Consider the following 22,303-nt stretch of genomic DNA (forward strand, 5'->3'; position numbering starts at 1 on the left):
CATCCGGGGAATTTTGATCCACATCAAAGTTTTTTCCCGGTCAAACACTTACTCTCTGGCCACCATCATAAATAGTAATTCCAGGGAGAGTCTTTGTGGATCAATCGCTGAACTATAACTACAAGATCGTGAAGCAATTCGCGGTCGCTACTGTGGTATGGGGCATCATCGGCATGCTGGTTGGCGTTATCATCGCCGCTCAGCTGGCCTGGCCTGCCCTGAACCTCGACATACCATGGCTGACATACGGACGCTTGCGTCCGCTGCACACGAATGCGGTGATTTTCGCCTTCGGCATCTGCGGCCTGTTCGCTACTTCGTACTACGTTGTCCAACGCACCTGCCAGGTGCGCCTGTTTTCCGACAAACTGGCCGCCTTCACGTTCTGGGGCTGGCAAGCGGTGATCCTGTGCGCCGTCGTCACCCTGCCCTTGGGCATGACACGCGGCAAGGAATACGCGGAACTGGAATGGCCTATCGCCATCCTCATCGCCGTCGTCTGGATCGCCTACGCCATCGTTTTCTTCGGCACCTTGATCAAGCGCAAGGTCAAGCACATCTACGTGGCCAACTGGTTCTTCGGCGCCTACATCCTGGCCGTGACGATTCTGCACGTGGTCAATGGCGCCGTCATGCCAGCCTCGTTCACCAAGTCGTATTCCGCGTATGCGGGCGTGCAGGACGCCATGATCCAGTGGTGGTACGGCCATAACGCGGTGGGTTTCATCCTGACCGCCGGCTACCTGGGCATGGTCTACTACTTCATCCCGAAACAGGCCGAGCGCCCCGTGTACTCGTACCGTCTGTCGATCGTCCACTTCTGGGCGCTGATCTTCACCTACATGTGGGCGGGTCCGCATCACCTGCACTACACGGCATTGCCTGACTGGACGCAATCGATCGGCATGGTCTTCTCGCTGGTCCTCCTGGCACCAAGCTGGGGCGGCATGATCAACGGCATCATGACCCTGTCGGGCGCCTGGCACAAGCTGCGCACCGACCCGATCCTGAAATTCATGATCGTTTCGCTGTCGTTCTACGGCATCGCCACCTTCGAAGGTCCGATGATGTCGATCAAGACCATCAACTCGCTGTCGCACTACACCGACTGGACCGTTGCCCACGTGCATGCGGGCGCCCTGGGCTGGGTGGGCTTCATCACCATGGGTTCGATCTACTACCTGCTGCCGCGCCTGGCGGGCCGCACGCAGATGCACAGCACGCGCCTGGTCGACGTGCACTTCTGGGTGGCCACCATCGGCATCGTGCTGTACATCGCCGCAATGTGGATCGCCGGCGTGATGCAGGGCCTGATGTGGCGCGCGGTCAATCCGGACGGCACCCTGACCTACACCTTTGTCGAGAGCGTGAAAGCGACGTATCCGTACTACGTGGTGCGCGTGGCCGGTGGCCTGCTGTACCTGTCGGGTATGTGCATCATGGGCTACAACACCTGGATGACGCTGCGCGGCAGCAAACTCCCCGTCGCCCGCATTCCGGAACTGAACGCGGCGCACGCCTGATAGGAGCGAAAGCAAATGAAATTTTCACATGCATGGATTGAAAGAAACCCCTGGCTGCTGATCGCCCTGGTCACGGTGGTGATCAGCATCGGCGGCGCCGTCGAGATCGTTCCCCTGTTCTTCCAGAAGAGCACGACGGAACCCGTCGCCGGCCTGAAACCGTACTCGCCGCTGCGCCTGGCGGGCCGCGACATCTACGTGCGCGAAGGCTGCTACAACTGCCACTCGCAGATGGTGCGTCCGCTGCGCGCGGAAACGGAACGCTATGGCCACTATTCGGTTGCCGGCGAATTCGTCTACGACCGTCCGTTCCAGTGGGGTTCCAAGCGCACGGGGCCCGACCTGGCCCGCGTGGGCGCGCGCTACAGCGACGAATGGCACCGCACGCACTTGAACAACCCGCGCGACGTGGTGCCCGAGTCGAACATGCCGTCCTACCCCTGGCTGGCGAAGACCAAGCTGGTGCCTGACGACATCATGCCGAAGATGCGCGCCCTGAAACGCCTGGGCCAGCCGTACAGCGACGAAGAGATCGCCGCCGGCCCCGCGCAGCTGCAGGACAAGACGGAAGAAGACGCCCTGGTCGCCTATCTGCAAGGCCTCGGTACATTAATCAAAACAAGGAATTAGCATGGCAATCGAAAACCTGTTTGACAGCGCCAGCAGCGTCATGACGGTGGTTTCCTTTACGACGTTCGTGGGCATCCTGTGGTGGACGTTCAGCCGCAGCAACAGCGACTTCGACGCGGCGGCACGCCTGCCGTTCGCCGACGACGCGCTCGACTATCCGGCCGAGGCCGAGACGACCCTGGCGAAGGAGCATAACCATGGCTGACTTTACCAACGGCTTCTGGAATATCTACGTCATCGTGCTGTCCCTGCTGGGCATCATCGGCTGCGGCGTGCTGCTGTACTCGCAGTCGAAAGTGAAAGTGCCGGCCGGCGCCCCCGCCGACGGCACCACGGGCCACGTCTGGGACGAGGACTTGAAGGAACTCAATACGCCGATGCCGCGCTGGTGGATGTGGTTGTTCTACATCACCATCGTCTTCTCCCTGGCGTACCTGTTCCTGTATCCGGGCCTGGGCAACTATGCCGGCAGCCTGGGCTGGAAATCGACGGGCCAGTACGAGGAAGAGCTGAAGAAGGCGGAAGCCGACTACGGTCCCTTGTTCAACAAGTACCTGAGCCAGGACTTGAAGACGGTGGCCGCCGATCCGCAGGCGCAAGCCATCGGCCAGCGCCTGTTCCTGACCTACTGCGCGCAATGCCACGGTTCGGATGCGCGCGGCAACAAGGGCTTCCCCAACCTGACCGACAAGGACTGGCTGTATGGCGGCGAACCCGACATCATCAAGACCACCATCATGCACGGCCGCAATGGGCAAATGCCACCGATGGGCGCCGCCCTGGGCTCCGAAAAGGATGTCGAGAACGTGGCCCATTATGTGCTGAGCCTGTCCGGCTCGACCTCGGATCCCGTCAAGTCCGTGCTGGGCAAGGCCAAGTTCGGCGCCTGCATGGCCTGTCATGGCGCCGATGCCAAGGGTAACCAGATGCTGGGCGCGCCAAACCTGACGGACAAGACCTGGCTGTACGGCGGCAGCGCCGACACCATCATGGAAACCGTACGCAAGGGACGCAGCAACACCATGCCGGCCTTCAGCGATTTCCTCGGCGAATCCAAGGTACACGTGCTGTCGGCGTATGTCTGGAGCCTGTCGAATCCGCAGGCACCCGCAAAGTAAAAATGGAACCTCAAGTCATCAAGATGTATGCGGCCCGCGAGCAAATCTACCCTCGCGAGGCCAAAGGACGCTACGCTACCTGGCGATGGGTATGCGTATGGCTTACCCAGCTGGCGTTCTACGGCTTGCCGTGGTTGACCTGGAATGGCAGGCAAGCCCTGCTGTTCGATTTGACCACGCGCAAGTTCTACATTTTCGGCGTCGTGCTGTGGCCCCAGGATTTCATCTATCTGGCGGCCCTGCTGATCATCTGTGCGTATTTGTTGTTCCTCGTCACGGCCATTGCCGGGCGGGTGTGGTGCGGGTTCTCTTGCCCGCAAACGGTATACACGGAAATTTTCCTGTGGGTCGAACGCCGCATCGAGGGCACGCGCAGCGCGCGCATGGCCCTCGACAAGCAGGGCCCCTCCGTGCGCAAGGCGTTCAAGAAGACGGCCAAGCACCTGGTATGGGGCGCCATCGCCCTGTGGACGGGCTTTACCTTTGTCGGCTACTTCACGCCGATCAAGGAACTGGCGCAGTCGGTGACCACGCTGAACTTCGGTCCCTGGGAATGGTTCTGGGTCTTGTTCTACAGTCTGGCAACCTACGGCAACGCGGGCTGGCTGCGCGAGCAGGTGTGCAAATACATGTGCCCCTACGCGCGCTTCCAGAGCGCCATGTTCGACCAGGACACCCTGATCATCACCTACGATGCCAAGCGCGGTGAACCACGTGGCGCCATGAGCAAGAAGGCCGGCAACAACGACAAGCTGGGCGATTGCATCGACTGTACCCTGTGCGTGCAGGTGTGTCCGACCGGCATCGATATCCGTAACGGCCTGCAGTATGAATGCATCGGTTGCGCCGCTTGCGTCGATGCCTGCAACAGCGTGATGGACAAAGTCGACCGGCCACGGGGACTGGTACGCTACAGTACCGACCATGCGATGGAAAACAACTTCAATTCGAAGCAGATACGCCAGCGCGCCATGCGCCCGCGCGTCTTGATCTACACTTCCATCCTGGCCCTGATCATCATCGCCGTGTGTACTTCGCTGGCCCTGCGCACGCCTCTGAAAATGGACGTGATCCGCGACCGCGGTTCCATGGGACGCGAAGTGGAAGACGGCATGATCGAAAACGTCTACCGCCTGCAGATCATGAACACGTCGGAGCAAAGCCAGCATTTCAAAATCAGCGCTTCCGGCTTGCCGGGCCTGACCTTGCTGACGCGCGAAGAAGTGACCTTGCAGCCGACGGAAACGCTGGGTTGGCCGATCCGCCTGCGCGTGCCGCACGGCGTGGGAGAGAAGGGCTCGAACAAGATTGCGATCGAATTGCAATCGCTGGACGACCCATCGCTGCATGTGCGTGAAAGCGCGGTATTCATCGTGCCGCGTTAACAAGGAAAGGCGGACGGGGACCGGGTGCCCTCGCCGCCGCCACGAAGTTGCAGGAAGGCCGGTCCCCATGCGGGGACTGGCTGATTAAACAGGAGAAATATCATGTCCGACAGTCTGAAACTGCAAGCACCCGTTGCACCGTGGTACAAGCATCGCTGGCCATGGCTGCTGATGATCGGCCCCGGCCTGTCCGTGGTCGTCGGCAGCTTCATGGGCTATATCGCGTTTACGCAGCCCGATGCGCTGGTGGTGGGCGATTATTACAAGCAGGGCAAGGCGATCAACCAGGATTTGAAGCGCGACACGATCGCCAGCGACCTGGCGATGGATACGCGCCTGTCGTATGACGTCGCTGCAGCGCGCCTGACCGGTTCCGTGCACAGCTTCGGCAAGGCCTATCAAGCGCCTTTGCAGCTGCACCTGGCGCATGCGACCCTGCCGGAAAAGGATATCAAGGTGCTGGTGCAGCCCGACGCAGCCGGCAATTTTTCCGTAGCGCTGCCGATGCTCGAGCGCAGCCGCTGGCAAGTGCTGGTGGAAAACGACAAACGCGAGTGGCGCCTGTCCGGCATCTGGACCTGGCCCCTGCAGCGCAGCATCGCGCTGCATGCGGATGAAGAGCTATAACGTACAGCGCCGGGAAAACCGTAGCGAGCGGCAGTGATTTGTGGTTGAGAAGCGCAGCTGTGCTATAGCACAGCGAGCATCGCAAGCCGCAAAGCGCGACGCGCAGCAGGTTTTGACGGTGCTGTTACTTGCAGACGTCCGTGCCGGCCGTAATGGCTTTCAGCTTGGCCGGCTGCAGGATTTCAATTTCCCGGTTCGAGACGCGCAGCCAGCCTTCCTTCTTGAACTTCGACAGCAGGCGGCTGACGCTCTCGATGGTCAGGCCCAGGTAGTTGCCGATTTCCTCGCGCGACATGCGCAGCTGGAAATTGCTGCCCGAATAGCCGCGCGCTTCATAGCGCGACGCCAGGTTGACGATGAAGGCGGCAAAGCGCTGCGTCGCCTGCATGTTACCCAAAAGCAACATGACGCTTTGCTCGCGCGTGATTTCCTGGCTCATCATGCGGTGGAAATGGCGCAGCAGGGTCGGCATGTTGCCCAGCAATTGTTCCAGGCTGGAAAACGGGATTTCACACACTTCGCTGTCTTCCAGCGCCACCGCATTACAGTGGTGGCGGTCGGCGCTGATGGCGTCCATGCCCAGCAGTTCACCCGCCATCTGGAAGCCCGTCACCTGCTCTTCGCCGCCCGGATTGATCTGGTACGTCTTGAAATGCCCCAGGCGGATCGCATACAGGTTCTGGAACGAGTCGCCGATACGGAACAGCGAGGCGCCGCGCACGATCTTGCGGCGGCGGCCGATGATCTGATCCAGCCTGTCCATGTCGCCCACATCGAGGCCCATCGGCAGGCACAATTGATGCATGCTGCAGGTCGAGCATCGCGCACGCAACGCCTCCACGTTCACGGTGGGCAAGGTTGGAGTGAGTAGCGCTTCAGTCATGTCGGTACCTTTTAGAAAATGCAACAACAAGTTTACTGCATACAGCCGCATACAGGGTTGCCGTATGCCAATTTCACCGTAAATTCGGCGAATAAACGACGTCCAGCCTTTAATTATATGGCAACATCGTCAAAAGCCCGTACGGGGCGGGCAATTTGCGCGGCGGCGCTTGCCAAGCTGGGGCATTGATAGGAAAATTCCTGACAGCATTATCTGCCGCCTGTGCCGCCCGGTACTGAAAAGGAAATCATGAAGCCTCTCGGCATTAAAGCAAAAGTCGCGCTGGCCACCAGCCTGACCTCGATCGCCATGATCGCGCTGGTCACCATGATCCAGGTGCAGCACATGCGCGACGACTTCACCCGAGTACTGCTGAGCCAGCAATCGTCCCTGATCAGCCGCACCGCCGCCGAACTCGACGACAAGCTGGGCATGCTGCTGCAGATCGTCACCCTGACGGCCAGGCAGCAGCCGCCGGAATTGATCGCCCGGCCCGCCCAATTGCGCGAATACTATTCGCGCCGCTCGATGCTGGTGCTGTTCGATGACGTGCTGGTGCTCGACGCGCATGGCGCCGTCGTGGCCGACATGCCGGAAGTAGCGGGGCGCGCCGGCATCAACGTCGCCGAGCGCGAGTATTTCCAGACCGTCCTGCGCACGCGCCAGCCCATGATCACCGAACCGATGCTGGGCAAGTCGAGCGGCATGCCCATCGTGCAGATGGTGGCGCCCGTGCTGGCCGCCGATGGCCAGGTGGCCGGCGTCGTGATCGGCGTGCTGCGCCTGTACAAGGACAACCTGCTGGGCCGCCTGCGCTCGGAAAAGATCGGCAAGAGCGGCTATTACTTCATCCTCACGCGCGGCGCCGTGCCGCGCTACGTGCTGCATCCCGATACCAGCCGGCTGCTGCAACCGCGCCAGCCGAACGCCAACCTGACGACCACCCGGCTGCTGAAGGAAGATGGCGAAGGCAGCATGGTCAGCACCAACAGCCGCGGCATCACGGCCGTCAACAGCTTCAAGCGCCTGAAATCCGTGAACTGGCTGCTGGCCGCCTCGCTCCCCGTCGAAGATGCCTTCGAACCGTTCGATGGCGTGCTGTACCGGCTGGTGCTGTGGAGCATCCTCGCCTCGCTGCTGGCCGCCTTCGTGCTGGGCTGGGTCACCGTGCGCCTGCTGTCGCCGCTGGTGCGCCTGCGCGACACCCTGCAAGCCCTGCGCACCAGCGGCAGCCGCTTCACGCCCGTGCCGGTGCAGCAGCGCGACGAAATCGGCGAACTGACGGAAGCGTTCAACGGCCTGATGAGCGAACGCGACCGTCTGCAGCAGGAACTCGAATCGCGCGCGGCGGAGCTGGAACAGGAACGCGACCGGGCCGAGGCGGCCAACCGCGCGAAGAGCGATTTCGTGGCCAACATGAGCCATGAAATCCGCACGCCCCTCAATGCCGTGCTGGGCATGGTGTATTTGCTGGGCAATACCAGACTCGACACGGAACAGCGCAAGTATCTGACCATGGTGCGCGTGGCGGGCCAGTCGCTGCTGGGCATCCTCAACGACGTGCTCGACTATTCGAAGATCGAGGCACGGCGCATGGAATTGTCGCCCGTCGAATTCGACCTCGACGAAGTCATGAATACCCTGGCCACGACGATGACGATGAATGCGGGCGAAAAGGAGCTGGAACTGGCCATCGCCGTCGAGCCCGACGTGCCGCGGCGCCTCGTGGGCGACGCCCAGCGCCTGCAGCAAATCCTCGTCAACCTGGCCGGCAACGCCATCAAGTTCACGGAGAGCGGCGAAGTGGTGGTGGCCGTCAGCCTGGCCGAGAGCGAGAGCGGCCGCGCCTGGCTGCGCTTCGAGGTGCGCGACACGGGCATCGGCATGACGGAACTGCAGCAACAGCAGCTGTTTGCCGCGTTTTCCCAGGGCGACCAGAGCATCACGCGGCGCTTCGGCGGCACGGGCCTGGGCCTGGCCATCAGCAAGCAGCTGATCCACATGATGGGCGGCGACATCGCCGTCGCCAGCAGCGAAGGCAAGGGCAGCCGCTTCTGGTTCAGCGTGCCCTTCGAAATGCTGGCGCAACCGGCCGAAACGCGGCGCACGCCGGCGCTGGGCCAGCTGCGCCTGCTGGTGGCCGACGACAACCGCACCACGCGCGAACTGATCGTCAAGCTGATCGAGGCGTGGGGCTGGCTGGCCGACGAAGTGGACTCCGGCTTTGCCGCCATCGAGCTGTACCGCGAACGCCTGGCGCAGCAGCAACCGTATGACGTGGTGCTGGCCGACTGGCACATGCCCGTCATGGATGGCCTGGCCACGGCCAAGGCCATCCGCCAGGCGGCCAGCGGCCAGCGCCAGCCCATCGTGGTGATGGTCAACGCGTTCGCCCGCAACCACCTGGAAGAAATCTCCAGCGCGGCCGAGGCCGACGTCGTGCTGATGAAGCCGATCACGGGATCGAGCCTGTTCGACGCCCTGCACCAGGCGCTGATCGCGAAGGACGACGGCGGCGAGCAGCGCATGCTGCACCAGCCGCTGGGCACGGAACTGGCCGGCGTGCATTTCCTGCTGGTGGAAGACAATCATTTGAACCAGGCCGTGGCGCGCGGCATCCTCGAACACATGGGCGCCACCCTGGACGTGGTGGGCGACGGCTTGCAAGCCGTGGAACGGCTGCGCACGGAAGCGCTGCGCTACGACATCGTGCTGATGGACATGCAGATGCCCGTCATGGACGGTTTCAGCGCCACCCACATCATCCGCACGGAACTGCGCTTGCACCTGCCCGTGATCGCCATGACGGCCGGCGTGCTGGCGTCCGAGCGCGAGCGCTGCATGACGGCCGGCATCAGCGATTTCATCGCCAAGCCCGTGGTGGTGGAAGAGATGATGGAAGTCATCCTGCGCCACCTGCCCAAGCGCCCGCAAGTTCAGACGGCCGAGCCGGCACGCGTCGCCGATGAGGAAGTGTTTTCCATGGCGCCGCTGATGCGCGTGATGGGACGCGATGCGAAGGGGCGCGGCGTGCTGCGGCGCATGGTGGAAGACGCGCTGAACAAGGGCATGACGCCCGTGCGCGACGCCGAAACGGCGTTGCAGGCGGGCCGCCACAGCGACGTGGCACGCATCCTGCACAGCGTGCGCGGCTCCGTCGGCACCCTAGGCACGAAACGCCTGATCCGCGCCGCGTTCGCCACCGAGGAAGCCATCGATGCGGGCCGCCTGGACGAGGCCCCGGCGCTGCTGGCGCACACGGCGCAGGAACTGGAACAGGCGCTGGCGGCGGCGGCCGATTGGTTGTCGCGCCTGCAGGATTAAATCAGGCGGGCACGCCCAGAATCACGCTGGACGCTTTAAAAATCGCCGTCACGTTACTGCCGAGTTCGATGCCCAGGTCGGTGCTGCTCTGGTTGGTGATGATGGCGGCAATCGTGCCGCCGCGCGGCAAGTCCAGCACCACTTCCGTATTGACGGCGCCCGTCTGCACGCGCGTCACGACCCCGGCCAGCTGGTTGCGCGCGGAAAAACGCGCGCCCTGGCTGTCCGTCACGAGGATGATGGATGACGCCTTGATCAGCGCAAACGCTTCCGCGCCCGGCACCAGGCCCAGGCTCGCGCTGCTGCCCTGCGTGACGATGGCCACGATGTGCTGGCCACCGGGCAATTCCAGGGTGACTTCATCGTTGACGGCGCCCTGTTTCAGTTCGGTCACCTTGCCCAGGAATTGATTGCGTGCCGTGGTTTTCATGGCCATTCTCCGTATGAGTAAAAGATCGTCGGCGATGCCTTCCGCCTGGCTGCCCAGCTGGCGCAGGTAGCGGGCATGCTCGCGCTCGATGATACGGAAATTGTCGACCAGCTGGCGCCCCCGTGGCGTCAGCCGCGTGCCGCCGCCGCCCTTGCCGCCCGTCAAGCGCTCGACCAGCGGTTCGCCGGCCAGGTTGTTCATCGCGTCGATGGCGTCCCAGGCCGCCTTGTAGCTCATCTTCACAAGCTTGGCCGCCTGCGTGATGGAGCCGCACTCGGCGATGGCGCCCAGCAATTCCACCCGGCCGGCGCCGCCCAGGTTTTCTCCGCCCACCGTCATCCATACCGAGCCTTGCAGGCCGATTTCCGCTGCCGCTGATTTATCCAATGCGTTCACCCAATGTCTCTTCCATGCTGTCAATTTGTCCGTCACGCAAGTAAAGCACATGTTCACCCAGAATGCGCGCATCTTCCGGATCATGCGTGATCAAGATCATGGGCACGTCCAGGCGCTGCTGCCACTGGCTCAACTCCAGGCGCATTTTGACACGCAGGGCCGGATCGAGGGCGGCAAACGGCTCGTCGAGCAGCAGCGCGGCCGGCTCGGCCACGAGCGCCCTCGCCAGCGCCACCCTTTGGCGCTGGCCACCGGACAACTCGTCGGGAAACTGGTGCGCCAGTTCCTGCAGGTGGAAGGCGTCGAGCCAATGCTCGACCTTCTGCAATTTTTCGCGCGCGCGAGGATTGAACCAGCCGCGGCGCAGGCCAAAGCCCACGTTCTGGCGCACCGTCAGGTGAGGGAACAGCGCGTAATCCTGGAACAGATAGGCGACATTGCGCTGCTGCGGCGGCAAATTGATGCCGGCGGCGGAATCGAACAGGGTGCGCCCGTTCAGGCGGATATGGCCCGCCTCAGGCGTGAAGAGGCCGGCAATGGCTTTCAGGGTCATGCTCTTGCCGGCGCCGGACGGGCCATACATGGCGATGCGCTGGCTGCTGGAGGTGCATTGCACCTGCAGGTCGAAGCGGCGTTTGCCGGAGCGCAATGTGGCGCGGAGGTCGAGGTCGAGTTGCATAGGCGTCATCATCTGCGTCATTTGTGCGCGATGCGTCCGGGCGCCAGGCGGCCCGCCGACAGCAGCACCACGATGCAGACCAGGGAGATAATCAGCACCAGCGTATTGGCCACCTCGTCCTGGCCCGCCTGCACGGCTTCAAACACGGCCACCGACAAGGTCTGCGTCTTGCCGGGGATGCTGCCGGCCACCATCAGGGTGGCGCCGAACTCGCCCAGCGCGCGCACAAAGCCCAGCAGCACGCCGGCGAGGATGCCGCGCCAGGCCAGCGGCAAGGTCACGCGGAAAAAGATCGCCATTTCCGAGATGCCCAGCACGCGGGCCGCCTGCTCCAGCTGGCCGTCGACCGCTTCGAAGGCGGCGCGCGCGGGCTTGAAAACGAGGGGAAAGGCGACCACCGTGGAAGCGATCACGGCGCCTTGCCACGTAAAGATGAGGTTGATGCCGAAGTTGTCCTGCAGCCAGATGCCCATCGTGCCGCGCCGGCCCAGCAGCACCAGCAGGTAATAGCCGAGCACGGTGGGCGGCATCACCATCGGCAGGGTCATGAGGGCGTCGAGCAGCTCGCGCCCGGGAAAACGCGTGCGCGCCAGCACATAGCCCGTACCGATGCCGAGCAGCAAATTGAGCGCCGTGGCCCACGCCGCTACCTTGAGCGACAGGGCCAGCGCGGTCCAGGCGATATCCATGCGCGTTCGTTTACCTTATGGCTTCTTGAAACCGTACTTGGCGAGGATGGCTTGCGCCGGCGCCGTCTGCAGGTAGCTGACGAAGCGCTTCGCTTCAGCCTGGTTGGCGCTGTCCTTGATGGTGGCGATCGGGTACAGCACGGGCGCGTCCAATGGCACGTCCAGCACCACGTTCACCTTGTCTTTCATGATGGCCGCGTCGGTGGCGTAGACAAAGCCCGCATCGACTTCGCCGCGCGCCACATAGTCGAGCGACTGGCGCACGTTCTGCGTGCCGATGGCCTTGGGCTGCACGGCGTCCCACAGCTTCGCCTTCTTCAGCGCGCCTTCGGAGTAACGGCCGACGGGCACGCTGGCCGGATTGGCGATGGCCACGCGGGTCACGCTCTTGTGCGTCAGGTCGCTCAAGTTCTTGATGCCCAGCTTGCTATCGTGCGGCACGATCAGCACCAGGCTGTTGCCGACGAAATCCATGCGGTCGGCCGGCAGGACGAAGCCCTGCTTTTGCGCCGCATCCATGGTTTCCTGGTCGGCCGAGGCAAACACGTCCACGGGCGCGCCCTTGACGATCTGTTGCAGCAGCACGCCCGAGGCGGCGAAGTTCAGGGAAACCTTGCTGCCAGGATACTGCGCCTCGTAGCTCTGCGCCGCATCCTTGAACGCATTCGTCAGGCTGGCCGCGGCCGACACCACCACTTCGCCGGCAAGGGCGGAGGTGGCGGCGGTGGCCAGCAGGGCGGTGCCAAGCAGGCGGGCGAGGGAGGTGAGGCGCATGATCGTATCCTTGTAAAGTGAACGGTGAACAAGGAGCGTAATATACACTTATATATAGCGTTCTGCCATTGCATGGGTCAAGGCAATGCCAATGACATTGACAGACGGGAATGGGCGGACTATTTTTAACAAGAGACAACTATCCACTACTTTCCAGGGTTAAACGATGGGATACGCAGCGCTACTGCTTGGCCCCCTGATGCTCCTGGCGGTCATTCTTCTGGCATTGCTCATCGAGAGGCGGCATCCCCTGCAGCAACAGCCTTCGGGGGCGTCACGCTTCAATCTTGCGTATATGCTCATCTATGCCGCCAGCGGCGCCATGCTGGCCCCGCTCACGGCCATCGTCACGGTACAGCTTGTCAATGCGGCCGGCGGCGGGCTCATCAATCTAGCCTCTTCAGGCTGGATGCTGGCGCCGGCCTTCCTCGCGTATGCCCTGACCATGGATTTTCTGGAATACGTCTTTCATCGCGTGCAACACCGCGTACCCGCCATGTGGGCCATGCATTCCTTCCATCACAGCGATACGGCCATGAATGCCAGCACAACGACGCGGCACTATTGGGCCGAAGCGGGCATCAAGGCACTCAGTATCTATCTGCTGGCGGGGATCTTATTCAAGACCAATATGGTGATTCTGGGAATGTACGGGATACTGAGCTTGTATCATGTTTTCCCGCACATGAATGTCCGGGTCGGCTTTGGCCGTTACTGGATGCTGTGCAATTCACCGCAGTACCATCGCGTTCATCACTCGGTGCAAGCCGAGCATTTCAACTGCAATTTCGCGGGGCTGTTCCCCGTCTTCGACTGGCTGTTCGGCACCCACCATATTCCCCGCGCGGGAGAATATCCCCCGACGGGGCTGGACACGGGCAAGGCGCCGGGCACCTTGCTTGACGCGCTGACGTGGCCGGTGCGCAGCAAGGCCCCGTCCATCCCCTAGACGCGCACCGCCGCCGCCTCGTCGCGCCGCGCATACTTTTGCGCGATCACGGCGCAAATCATCAGCTGAATCTGGTGGAACAACATCAGCGGCAAGATCACCATGCCCAGCGAACGCGTGGAGAACAGCACCTTGGCCATGGGCACGCCGCTGGCCAGGCTCTTCTTCGAGGCGCAAAAGACGATGGCGATTTCATCTTCCTTGTTGAAACCCAGGCGGCGGCTGACAAAGGTCGAAATACCCAGCACCAGCGCCAGCAGCAGCAAGCTGATCAAGCCCAGGGCCACCAGCGTTTCCACCGAAATCGTATGCCACAGGCCTTCGCTGACGGCTTCGCTGAAGGCCGTATAGACCACCAGCAAGATCGAACCCTGGTCGACGTACTTCAGGGTGGCCTTGTGGCGGTCGACCCAGCGGCCGATCCAGCGGCGCAGGAACTGGCCGGCCAGGAAGGGCAGCAGCAGTTGCAGGACGATGGACAGCACGGCGTCCACCGACGACTTGCTTTCCGCACCCTTGGCCACCAGCAAGCCCACCAGGAGGGGAGCGAGGAAAATACCGATGAAGTTCGAGGCCGAAGCGCTGCAGATGGCGGCCGGCACGTTGCCGCGCGCCATGGCGGTCATGGCAATGGAGGACTGCACGGTGGACGGCAAGGCGCACAGGAACAAGATGCCCATGTACAGGTCGGGCGTGAGGAAGGTCAGCGCCAGCGGGCGCAGTGCCAGGCCCAGCAGAGGAAACAGGACAAAGGTGCTGGCCAGCACCAGCAAGTGCAGGCGCCAGTGCATGGCGCCGGCCACCACGGCTTCGCGCGACAGCTTGGCGCCGTGCAGGAAGAACAGGGCGCCGATGGCGACGGTGGTGATGTTGCCGAAGACCACGGCCGTCTGGCCCGTGCAGGGCAGAAACGTAGCCAGCGCCACGGTGACGAGCAGGGCGATGGTGAAGTTATCGGGTTTCAGATTGCGCAACAGGGCAGCGGGAGAAAAAGAAGACATGCGGTAGCCTGGTAACGGCGCAGCCTTGCAACAGAATGCTGTGCCGGGGATGACAAACAGCGCCGGGAGCGGCGCCAGTGCTGGCTATTCTACTTGTATTTCCCTGCTCCTTGCCTGGCAGCATCGGCATGGCTGGCCGGGTCAAACCGTGCGGACAAAAAAAATGCCCTGTCCGCAGACAGGGCAACCCGGAGTAAAGTACAGCGCGAGGGCTTAGCCGGCGGCTTTGACTTTCAGCTCGTTCTTGATTTCTTTCACGCCGCTCACGGAAGCGACGATCTGCACGACGCGGTCACCCGCTTCGGCGCTCGGCACGTCGCCCGACAGGACGACCACACCTTGCTGGGTTGCCACCTTGACGGGCAGGGCAGCGGCTTGCGCATCGGCGCTCAGGGCGGCCTTGGCCGAGGAAGTGATGGTTTCATCAGGGACGGCAGCGGCGGCGTTGGCGGCCACGACAGTGTCAGCAGGAGCTTGTGCTTTTGGTGCGGAGTCAGCGGCATGCGAAGCGGTGATCGAGGCGCCCGACAGTACGATAGCGGCGACCAGGGTATTGAACAGTTTCGATGTTTGCATGGTAGTTCCTCTCAATGAAGTTAAAAGCTTCTTACTTGGATAAAGCAACACTTTGAAGCGTCACATCTACCCATACAGCAAGCACCGTGCCAGCTTTTAATTTCCATTCAAAATCAACGACTTAGCTTTAGACTCGATTTTTCCTGCCCGTTTCGCGGCGTTTCGGGCCGAAAATCCGGGTTTTTTGTCGTCTGCCAGCGACAGCCTGTGGCAACAATATCAATGTTTTACAATAAGTCGTTGATTATTAATACTTTATTTTTGTCGCTATTCAGCGACAGGGTCGCCTTCGCCCCGGAACAGGGCCGGCGTCAGCTCGTATTTCTGCAATAAACGGTAGAACTCCGTGCGGTTGCGGTCGGCCAGGCGGGCCGCGTCGGCCACGTTGCCGTCCGTCAGACGCAACAGCTGGATCAGGTAGTCGCGCTCGAAGCGCTGCTTCGCTTCGTTATAGCTGAGCGCTTCCAGCGATGGCACGCGCAGCGCGCGCTGCACCAGGCTCAAGGGCACCAGCGGCGCCGTGGCCAGCGCGCACACTTGCTCGACGACATTGACCAGCTGGCGCACATTGCCGGGCCATGGCGCCGCCACCAGGGCCGTCAAGGCGTCGGGTGCGAAGCCGTTCAGGGGTTTCTCATACTTGGCCGCCAGCTTCTGCAGGAAATGGTTCGCCAGCAAGGCGATGTCTTCGCGGCGCTCGGCCAGCGGCGGCAGGGTCAAGGTCACGACGTTGAGGCGGTAATACAGGTCTTCGCGGAATTGCCCCTCGGTCATCGCCACGTCCAGGTCGCGGTGCGTGGCAGACAACAAGCGCACGTCCACCGGACGCGTCTGGTCGGCGCCCACGGGGCGCACGGCCCGCTCCTGCAGCACGCGCAGCAATTTCACCTGCAGCGGCAGCGGCATGTCACCGATCTCGTCCAGGAACAGGGTGCCGCCATCGGCCGCCTGGAACAAGCCTTCGCGGTTGCCCACGGCGCCCGTAAACGAGCCTTTGACGTGACCGAACAGTTCCGATTCCAGCAGCTGCTCGGGAATGGCGCCGCAGTTGACGGCGATGAATGGCGCCTTGGCGCGGCGGCTGGCGTTGTGCAGCGCGCGCGCCAGCAATTCCTTGCCAGTGCCGCTGGGGCCGCGGATCAGGATGCTGGCGTCGGAACCCGCCACCAGCTTGGCTTCGGCCAGCAGCTCGGCCATCTGCGCGCTGCGGCTGATCAGCTCGGCACGCCAACTCTCGTCGCCGGACGCGGGCGCCGGCATGACGGTGGACAAGTTGATGGCATACGCCACTTTTTCCATCAGCAGCTTGCCGTCGAACGGTTTCGTCAGGTAGGCAAACGCGCCGCGCGCCGTCGCGTCGACGGCGTCGGGAATGGTGCCGTGGGCTGTGAGCAAAATGACGGGCAGGGCCGCATGCTGGCGGCGGATTTCATCGAACAGGGCCAGGCCGTCGCGGCCCGGCAATTGCACGTCGGTAATAACCAAGGCGGGCAATTCCACGGCCAGGCGCGCCAGCGCCGCTTCCGCGCTGCCCACGGCCGTCACGCGATAGTTGCCCGCCTTCAAGCGGATGGTCAGCAGGCGCAACAGGTCGGGATCGTCGTCGACCAGCAAGATGTGGGCGTGCTCGCTCATTTCGGCGCTCCCGCGGCGGGGCGCACGGACAGGCTGCGCTCGATGTTTTTCAGCGCTTCGAGCTTTTCATTGAGCTGGTCGATGCGGCGCTGGGCGTCGCGCAGCTGCGTGTTGAGCTTGTCGATGCTCTCTTCCTGACGGCGCAGTTCCGCATACTGGCTGCCCAGCAATTGCGCCAGCGGCGCCAGCAATTGCGCGTCCTTGCCCGTGGCCGTGGCCAGCGGTTCCAGCAGGGCTTGCGCGCGGGCCAGGTCGCCGGGGCCGCGCAAGGCCGCCTGCAGCATGGCGCGGCGCAGCGTGTTGTGCGGCGCGTGATCGGCCTTCGCCAGGTCCAGCTGCGCCTTCACCAGTTCCGACGGCGTCATCAGGCGCAAGGCGCTTTGATACGCCAGCAGTTCCGTCAGCTGGGGATCGGCTACCACCACCACGCGCGGCGGCGTCTGCACCAGCACGGGCGTCTGGGTGGGGGGCTTGGCGGCGCAAGCGCCCAACAGCAGCGCGCAGGCGGCCATGCCGGCCAGGGGAATTCTCGTCATCATAAGGGCAGTTCTATCCGAAAATGCGCGCCGGCGGGGCGCGGTAAAAGAGTGACGCTGCCATCGTGGGCGGCGATATATTCGCGCACGATGGACAGGCCGATGCCATTGCCGTTGCGCGCGCCGGCCGCCTGGCGCACGCCCTGGTAAAACGGCTCGAAGATGCGCGCGGCGTCCTCGGGCGCCACGCCGGCGCCCTCGTCGGTGCAATCGATGCGCACGCGGCCGCCTTCGCCAGACAGGGTGAAACGCACGGTGCCGCCTTCCGGGCTGAAGCGCACGGCATTCGACAGCAGGTTCGCCAGGGCCGTGGCCAGCTTGTCGCGGTCGGCCTGCACGATCAGCGACGCGCCCTGCACCTCGACCGTCAAACGGCGCGCCAGCCATTGCAGGCGCTGCCCGGCCACCACATCTTGCAGCAAGACCAGCAAGTCCACCTTGCTGCGCGCCAAATGCTGGGCATCAAAAGCGGCGGTATTGTAGCGCAGCAAGTCTTCGATCTGGGTTTGCAGGGACGCCGTGTTTTGCTGCAGGATGCCGGCGATTTCCCGCTGGCCGTCGCTGAGCTTGCCCGCCACCTCGTCTTCCAGCAAGGCCACGCCTTCGCGCAGGGCCGCCAGCGGGGTTTTCAGCTCATGCGAGATGTGGCGCAGAAAACGTTCCTTGTCGGCATCGAGATCGGCCAGGCGCTGGCGCAGCCAGTCGAGCTGCTGGCCCAGGCGGCGCGTGTCGGCCGGGCCGCCGACGACAATGGGCTGGTCGTAGCGCTTGTCGCCCAGGCGCTCGATGGCCGTCTCGATGCGGCGCAGCGGGCGCGACAACAAAAAGCCGAAGCAGGTGGCCAGCACGGCCGCCAGCAGCACGGCGCCGCCCACCAGCACGCCCAGCAGGCGGCGCTGGCGTTCCAGCTCGGCCAGCAGGGCATCGTTGCGGCTGCCGATTTCCGTCTTGCTTTCGCGCGCCAGGCTGTCATTGATCTGCGTCATGCGGGCAAACGCGCGGTACACGACGGCGTGGCCATCGCGCTTGCGGCGCTTACCCGCTTGCAAGACTTCCCACGCCGCTTGCGCCTGCACCGTCCATTCGTCGGCCAACTGCGGGGCGAACTCGGGCGTGGCCCGGTTCAGCACTTGCAGCGCCGCCGTCGCTTCGTCGCGGGCCGCCGCGTAGCGCTCGCGGAAGACGGGATCGTCGAGCACGAGGAATTGGCGCGCGCTGCGCTCCATGGCCAGCGTGCGCTCGGACAGGCGCTGCGACTGTTCCGTCAAGGCAATCGCCTGCGCCGCCGTCTCGCGCCCCAGCCGCGCCAGGTGTTCCAGGGTCAGCAGGGCTTGCACGGAGGTGGCCGTCAAAATGCCCGTCGTCAAAATGAAGGCGGCAAATAGCAGTTGGCGAAAGGAAAGTCGGGACAAGGTGGGCGCCTTCGGTTCAGTCTGGAGTGCAAAAGGCGCATGGTACGCTAAGCGTTCATCGCGGGGCGCCACCTGTCAAAAAATAGCCTATCTGACAATGTTGCTGCTTTTGCGATCGGCAAGCAAGCCACGGCGGCGGCGCGCAGATACTCCTAGTACAATAGAGAAAAGCTTCATACAGGCATCAAAGTGGCCCCGGCCCTGGCATTACGCCACTTTGCCCCCACATGTGATGCAGCCCCACCGACACTCCGAATCACCTACCGCAGAGATCCCATACCGCATGAGCACATTTGAAAAAGTCAGCAGCAACTTCATTCCAGTCTTGCAGGCAACCATCGAGCAATATGTCGAGCCAGCAACGGGCATGCGCCATATCCACATGCATACCGAGCAGGCTGAGATGGTGTTCCTGGTGGCCTTTCCCACTGTGCCGGAAGTGAGCGACGGGCGCGCCCACATCCTCGAGCACCTGGCCTTGTGCGGCTCGGCCCGCTACCCGGTGCGCGACCCCTTCTTTTCGATGCTGCGCCGCTCGACGGCCACCTTCATGAATGCGATGACCTACCCGGACCGCACCGTGTACCCGTTCGCCAGCACCGACCGCAAGGATTTCTTCAACCTGCTCGACGTCTACCTGGACGCCGCTTTCTTCCCGAACCTCGATTACCTGAATTTCCGCCAGGAAGGCTGGCGCCACGCGTTCGAAGGCGACAAGCTGGTGTACCAGGGCATCGTCTTCAATGAAATGAAGGGCGCCTTCAACAGCCCCATGCGCGCGCTCGACAGCGGCATCGCCAGCGCCTTGCTCAAGGGCACGACGTATGAAGTGGAATCGGGCGGCGATCCGCTGGTGATCCCCGAACTGACGCATGAGATGCTGAAAGAATTCCACGCCAGCCACTATCACCCTTCGCAAGCCGTGATCATGACCGCCGGCAATATCGAAGCGTCGGCCGTGCAAGAGCAGGTGGCCGAACGCGTGCTGTCCAAGCTCAGCGGCTTCAGCCCGCGCCGCCTGCCGCAACTGGCGCCCGCCTGGACGGCGCCGCAGGAAAACGTCGTGAAAATTCCATCGCAGGAAGCGCGCGACGATGAATTTGGCCTGCAATTCGCCTGGCTGATGGGCGAGTCGAGCGACCCCATCGCCTACTACCACGCGCATTTGCTGTCGCACGGCTTGCTGGGCGAATCGTCGGCGCCCGTCATGCGCGCCATGGAATCGGCCGGCTATGGCCGCCCGTCGGACATGAATGGCCGCGACGCGGGCATCCGCCAGATGGTGTTCCACATCGGCATGGAAGGCTTGACGCAGGAACAGATCGCCGATGCGCACCAGCGCATCTGGACGGCCCTGGAAGAGACGGCGCAAGAGGGCATCCCCGCCGCCGTGCTGCACGCGGCCTTGCGCGATATCAAATACAGCCAGCGCGAAATCAGCAGCGGCCGCATGCCTTACGGCCTGGGCCGCCTGCTGCACGCCTTGCCGCTGGCCATGTATGACGGCAACGTCATGGATGCCTTCGACAATGCGGACATCCTGGAAACCCTGGAACAGCAAATCGAAGACCCGGAATTCTTCAAGCAGCTGGTGCGCGAGCTGATCGCCAATCCAACCCGTCTGACCACCCACGTGGTGCCCGACAGCGCCTACTTCACGGACCGCGCCGCCCTGGAAGACGCTAGGCTGGCGGCCTTGCAGGCGAAGCTGACGGATGCCGAGCGCGAGCACATCATCGCCGAGTCCGCCGCGCTGGAAGCGCATCAGCAGCTGCCGTCGAATTCCGAAGTCTTGCCGCGCATCCGCCCCGGCGACGTCAGCGCGCTGCCGCGCCCGGCACTGCCGATTCCCCCGGCCGTCGACGGCGCCGTGGCGTTCAGCATTGCCTCGAACGGCATCAGCTATGCCAACGTGCTGTACGACGTGTCGGGCTTGCCGGAAGCGTCGTGGCCATGGCTGCGCCTGTACACGGACCTGGCGCCGGAACTGGGCGTGGGCGACATGTCGTTCGACGACGCCAGCGCCTGGCGCCAGAGCATGGTGCCATCGTTCCACATCGGCCTGGAAGCCATTCCCCGCCCGCAACAAGCGATGCGCGTGGAATTGTCGTTCTCGGCCAGCGGCTTGCGCGAAGAACACGCGGCCATCGCCGCCGTGCTGTCGGCCTGGATCGCCAAGCCCCGCTTCGATGAAGAAGAGCGCCTGGCTTTCCTGATCGAAAGCCTGGTGCAAGACAAATTGAGCAGCCTGTCCGAATCGGGCAACCGCTACGCCATGCTGGCCGCGGCGGCACCGCTGTCGCCCACGCGCCGCTTCGACGACATCGTCGGCGGCCCGGCAGCCTTGCCGTTCTACCGCCGTTTGCAGCAGCTGAGCAAGACTTCCGAAGGCTTGCAGGAAATCGCGCGCGAGCTCGACACCCTGCACGCGCACATCATCGCCCAGCAGCCGACCGTGCTGTGCGCCGGCCTGGAGCAGGATGGCATCACCCTGGCCCGCTTGCTGGAATTGCCGGCAGCCAGCACGGATGCGGCCGCAGCGACAGCAACGCCAGCGCCGGCAGCTTTGCCGCTGGCCAACACGGCCCTGCATGCAACGAGCCAGATCAACCATTGCTTCGTGTCCTGGGCCGTGCCTGGCGTACACAATCCGGACGCGTCCGCCCTGGCCGTGGCCGCCGAACTGATGACCAACCAGGTGCTGCATACGGCCCTGCGCGAAAAAGGCGGCGCGTATGGCGGCAGCGCCAGCTATGCGGCCGGCGCCGGCACGTTTACCTTGAGTTCCTACCGCGATCCGCGCCTGGCCGGCACGTACGCCGACTTCGGCACGACCCTGGATCAAATCCTCGATGGCGATTTCTCGCAGGAACAAGTGGAAGAAGCCATCATCTGCGTCATCAAGGGCCTCGACAAGCCCCATTCGCCGTACGCGGAAGCGCTGACGGCGTGGAACATGCAGCAGCGCGGCACGACGGAAGCCGTGCGCCAGCAATTCCGCACGGGCGTATTGACTTGCACCCTGAGCCAGATCAAGGAAGTCACGCGCACCTGGCTGAAAAACGGCCAGCAGAGCCGCGCCGCGTTTGCGGGCAACACGACGCAAGACCTGGCCGGGCTGGACGTGGTCGATTTATTGGCGCTGGCCAGCTAAGGCGTGGACTTAACAAGTGTTTTGACTTGGCTGTTGCAACGCCTGACAAAACCGTAGCGAGCGGCAGTGATTTGTGGCCGAGAAGCGCAACCGTACTCTAGTACGGTGAGCATCGCCGGCCGCAAAGCGCGACGCGCAGTAGGTTTGGTCAGGCGTTTCCAGGTACGGCGTTCGGCTCCATGAACATCAACTCCCATTGATGTCCATCCAGGTCCTGGAAACTGTGGCCATACATGAAGCCGAAATCCATCGGCTCCTTGTAGATGCTGCCGCCCGCCTGGACGGCCTTCGCCACCAGCGCATCGACTTCGCCGCGGCTCTCCGCCGACAGGCACACGAGCACTTCCGTCGCCACCTTGGTATCGCACAGCTGCTTGGGCGTAAATTGCTGGAATTTATCGTGCGTCAACAGCATCACGAAAATGTCGTCGGCGACGATCATGCACGTTGCCGTTTCATCCGTGAAATGGGCATTGAAACTGAAGCCCAGCGCCGTGAAAAACGCCACGGAGCGTTCCAGCGACTGGACGGGCAGATTGACAAATATTTTGCGGGCCATCATGTCTCCTTCAAGTGAGATGA

General features: G+C 63.1%; 20 protein-coding genes. 9 read left to right on the forward strand and 11 right to left on the reverse strand.

The window, feature by feature from the left end:
• The first annotated feature begins 95 nt into the window (after nt 1-95).
• The 6 genes from ccoN (at nt 96) to O3299_RS19625 (ending at nt 5,283) form a co-directional block, all read left to right on the forward strand.
• Nucleotides 96-1,523 carry a cytochrome-c oxidase, cbb3-type subunit I gene (ccoN, locus tag O3299_RS19600; RefSeq protein ID WP_034782722.1) on the forward strand — a complete coding sequence of 476 codons (1,428 nt, stop codon included), beginning with the start codon at nt 96-98 and terminating at the stop codon, nt 1,521-1,523.
• Nucleotides 1,524-1,538: 15 nt separating this feature from the next.
• The gene (gene ccoO, locus O3299_RS19605) at nt 1,539-2,153 is read left to right on the forward strand and encodes a cytochrome-c oxidase, cbb3-type subunit II (protein WP_070278467.1); all 615 of its coding nucleotides are present in this window, start codon (nt 1,539-1,541) and stop codon (nt 2,151-2,153) included.
• A 1-nt stretch (nt 2,154) separates the two neighbouring features.
• Nucleotides 2,155-2,358 (forward strand): cbb3-type cytochrome c oxidase subunit 3, encoded by a 204-nt coding sequence (locus O3299_RS19610; protein ID WP_251349657.1) that lies wholly within the window; start codon nt 2,155-2,157, stop codon nt 2,356-2,358.
• Nucleotides 2,351-3,271: a cytochrome-c oxidase, cbb3-type subunit III gene (ccoP, locus tag O3299_RS19615; protein WP_251349656.1), complete on the forward strand. Its 921-nt coding sequence runs from the start codon at nt 2,351-2,353 to the stop codon at nt 3,269-3,271. The genes O3299_RS19610 and ccoP overlap by 8 nt, the downstream gene beginning before the upstream one ends.
• A gap of 2 nt (nt 3,272-3,273) precedes the next feature.
• Nucleotides 3,274-4,656, forward strand: a complete 1,383-nt coding sequence (gene ccoG / locus O3299_RS19620) for a cytochrome c oxidase accessory protein CcoG (RefSeq protein ID WP_099666002.1) — start codon at nt 3,274-3,276, stop codon at nt 4,654-4,656.
• 102 nt (nt 4,657-4,758) lie between these two features.
• Nucleotides 4,759-5,283, forward strand: a complete 525-nt coding sequence (locus O3299_RS19625; protein ID WP_099666001.1) for a FixH family protein — start codon at nt 4,759-4,761, stop codon at nt 5,281-5,283.
• A gap of 124 nt (nt 5,284-5,407) precedes the next feature.
• Here O3299_RS19625 and fnr read toward each other — a convergent pair whose 3' ends face one another.
• Nucleotides 5,408-6,166, reverse strand: coding sequence for a fumarate/nitrate reduction transcriptional regulator Fnr (gene fnr / locus O3299_RS19630; RefSeq protein WP_034782711.1), 759 nt, complete (start codon nt 6,164-6,166; stop codon nt 5,408-5,410).
• A 249-nt stretch (nt 6,167-6,415) separates the two neighbouring features.
• On the opposite strand from fnr, the gene O3299_RS19635 reads away from it, so the two are divergent.
• A complete protein-coding gene (locus tag O3299_RS19635) occupies nt 6,416-9,490 on the forward strand; it encodes a response regulator (protein ID WP_305063017.1) in 3,075 nt (1,024 codons plus the stop codon).
• Between the two features lies 1 nt (nt 9,491).
• Here the strand turns inward: O3299_RS19635 and O3299_RS19640 are convergent, their stop codons facing one another.
• From O3299_RS19640 to modA, 4 genes are read right to left on the reverse strand one after another with little or no spacing between them, the layout of a single operon-like run.
• Nucleotides 9,492-10,259 carry a TOBE domain-containing protein gene (locus O3299_RS19640; protein ID WP_099665999.1) on the reverse strand — a complete coding sequence of 256 codons (768 nt, stop codon included), beginning with the start codon at nt 10,257-10,259 and terminating at the stop codon, nt 9,492-9,494.
• 40 nt (nt 10,260-10,299) lie between these two features.
• Nucleotides 10,300-10,995 carry an ABC transporter ATP-binding protein gene (locus O3299_RS19645; protein ID WP_099668301.1) on the reverse strand — a complete coding sequence of 232 codons (696 nt, stop codon included), beginning with the start codon at nt 10,993-10,995 and terminating at the stop codon, nt 10,300-10,302.
• A gap of 17 nt (nt 10,996-11,012) precedes the next feature.
• Nucleotides 11,013-11,684, reverse strand: coding sequence for a molybdate ABC transporter permease subunit (modB, locus tag O3299_RS19650; protein WP_099665998.1), 672 nt, complete (start codon nt 11,682-11,684; stop codon nt 11,013-11,015).
• 15 nt (nt 11,685-11,699) lie between these two features.
• Nucleotides 11,700-12,458 carry a molybdate ABC transporter substrate-binding protein gene (gene modA, locus O3299_RS19655; protein WP_099665997.1) on the reverse strand — a complete coding sequence of 253 codons (759 nt, stop codon included), beginning with the start codon at nt 12,456-12,458 and terminating at the stop codon, nt 11,700-11,702.
• A gap of 166 nt (nt 12,459-12,624) precedes the next feature.
• Here modA and O3299_RS19660 point away from each other — a divergent pair, with 166 nt between their 5' ends.
• Nucleotides 12,625-13,407 carry a sterol desaturase family protein gene (locus O3299_RS19660; RefSeq protein ID WP_289899731.1) on the forward strand — a complete coding sequence of 261 codons (783 nt, stop codon included), beginning with the start codon at nt 12,625-12,627 and terminating at the stop codon, nt 13,405-13,407.
• On the opposite strand, the gene O3299_RS19665 is transcribed toward O3299_RS19660, so the two are convergent.
• The 5 genes from O3299_RS19665 to O3299_RS19685 form a co-directional block, all read right to left on the reverse strand.
• A complete protein-coding gene (locus O3299_RS19665) occupies nt 13,404-14,408 on the reverse strand; it encodes a bile acid:sodium symporter family protein (protein WP_099665995.1) in 1,005 nt (334 codons plus the stop codon). The two genes, O3299_RS19660 and O3299_RS19665, sit on opposite strands and share 4 nt — an antisense overlap.
• Before the next feature lie 213 nt (nt 14,409-14,621).
• The gene (locus O3299_RS19670; protein WP_034752546.1) at nt 14,622-14,984 is read right to left on the reverse strand and encodes a BON domain-containing protein; all 363 of its coding nucleotides are present in this window, start codon (nt 14,982-14,984) and stop codon (nt 14,622-14,624) included.
• 267 nt (nt 14,985-15,251) lie between these two features.
• Nucleotides 15,252-16,619 carry a sigma 54-interacting transcriptional regulator gene (locus O3299_RS19675; RefSeq protein ID WP_305063018.1) on the reverse strand — a complete coding sequence of 456 codons (1,368 nt, stop codon included), beginning with the start codon at nt 16,617-16,619 and terminating at the stop codon, nt 15,252-15,254.
• The gene (locus O3299_RS19680) at nt 16,616-17,158 is read right to left on the reverse strand and encodes a hypothetical protein (protein WP_305063019.1); all 543 of its coding nucleotides are present in this window, start codon (nt 17,156-17,158) and stop codon (nt 16,616-16,618) included. Before O3299_RS19680 ends, O3299_RS19675 begins: the two co-directional genes overlap by 4 nt.
• Nucleotides 17,155-18,567, reverse strand: a complete 1,413-nt coding sequence (locus O3299_RS19685) for an ATP-binding protein (RefSeq protein ID WP_251349647.1) — start codon at nt 18,565-18,567, stop codon at nt 17,155-17,157. Before O3299_RS19685 ends, O3299_RS19680 begins: the two co-directional genes overlap by 4 nt.
• Nucleotides 18,568-18,850: 283 nt before the next feature.
• Between O3299_RS19685 and O3299_RS19690 the strand changes: the two genes are divergently transcribed.
• Nucleotides 18,851-21,721 carry an insulinase family protein gene (locus tag O3299_RS19690; RefSeq protein WP_305063020.1) on the forward strand — a complete coding sequence of 957 codons (2,871 nt, stop codon included), beginning with the start codon at nt 18,851-18,853 and terminating at the stop codon, nt 21,719-21,721.
• Nucleotides 21,722-21,869: 148 nt separating this feature from the next.
• Here the strand turns inward: O3299_RS19690 and O3299_RS19695 are convergent, their stop codons facing one another.
• Nucleotides 21,870-22,280: a VOC family protein gene (locus tag O3299_RS19695; RefSeq protein ID WP_305063021.1), complete on the reverse strand. Its 411-nt coding sequence runs from the start codon at nt 22,278-22,280 to the stop codon at nt 21,870-21,872.
• Between the last annotated feature and the right edge of the window lie 23 nt (nt 22,281-22,303).

The organism is Janthinobacterium sp. SUN176 (genome assembly GCF_030587335.1).
Taxonomy (GTDB): domain Bacteria; phylum Pseudomonadota; class Gammaproteobacteria; order Burkholderiales; family Burkholderiaceae_D; genus Janthinobacterium; species Janthinobacterium kumbetense.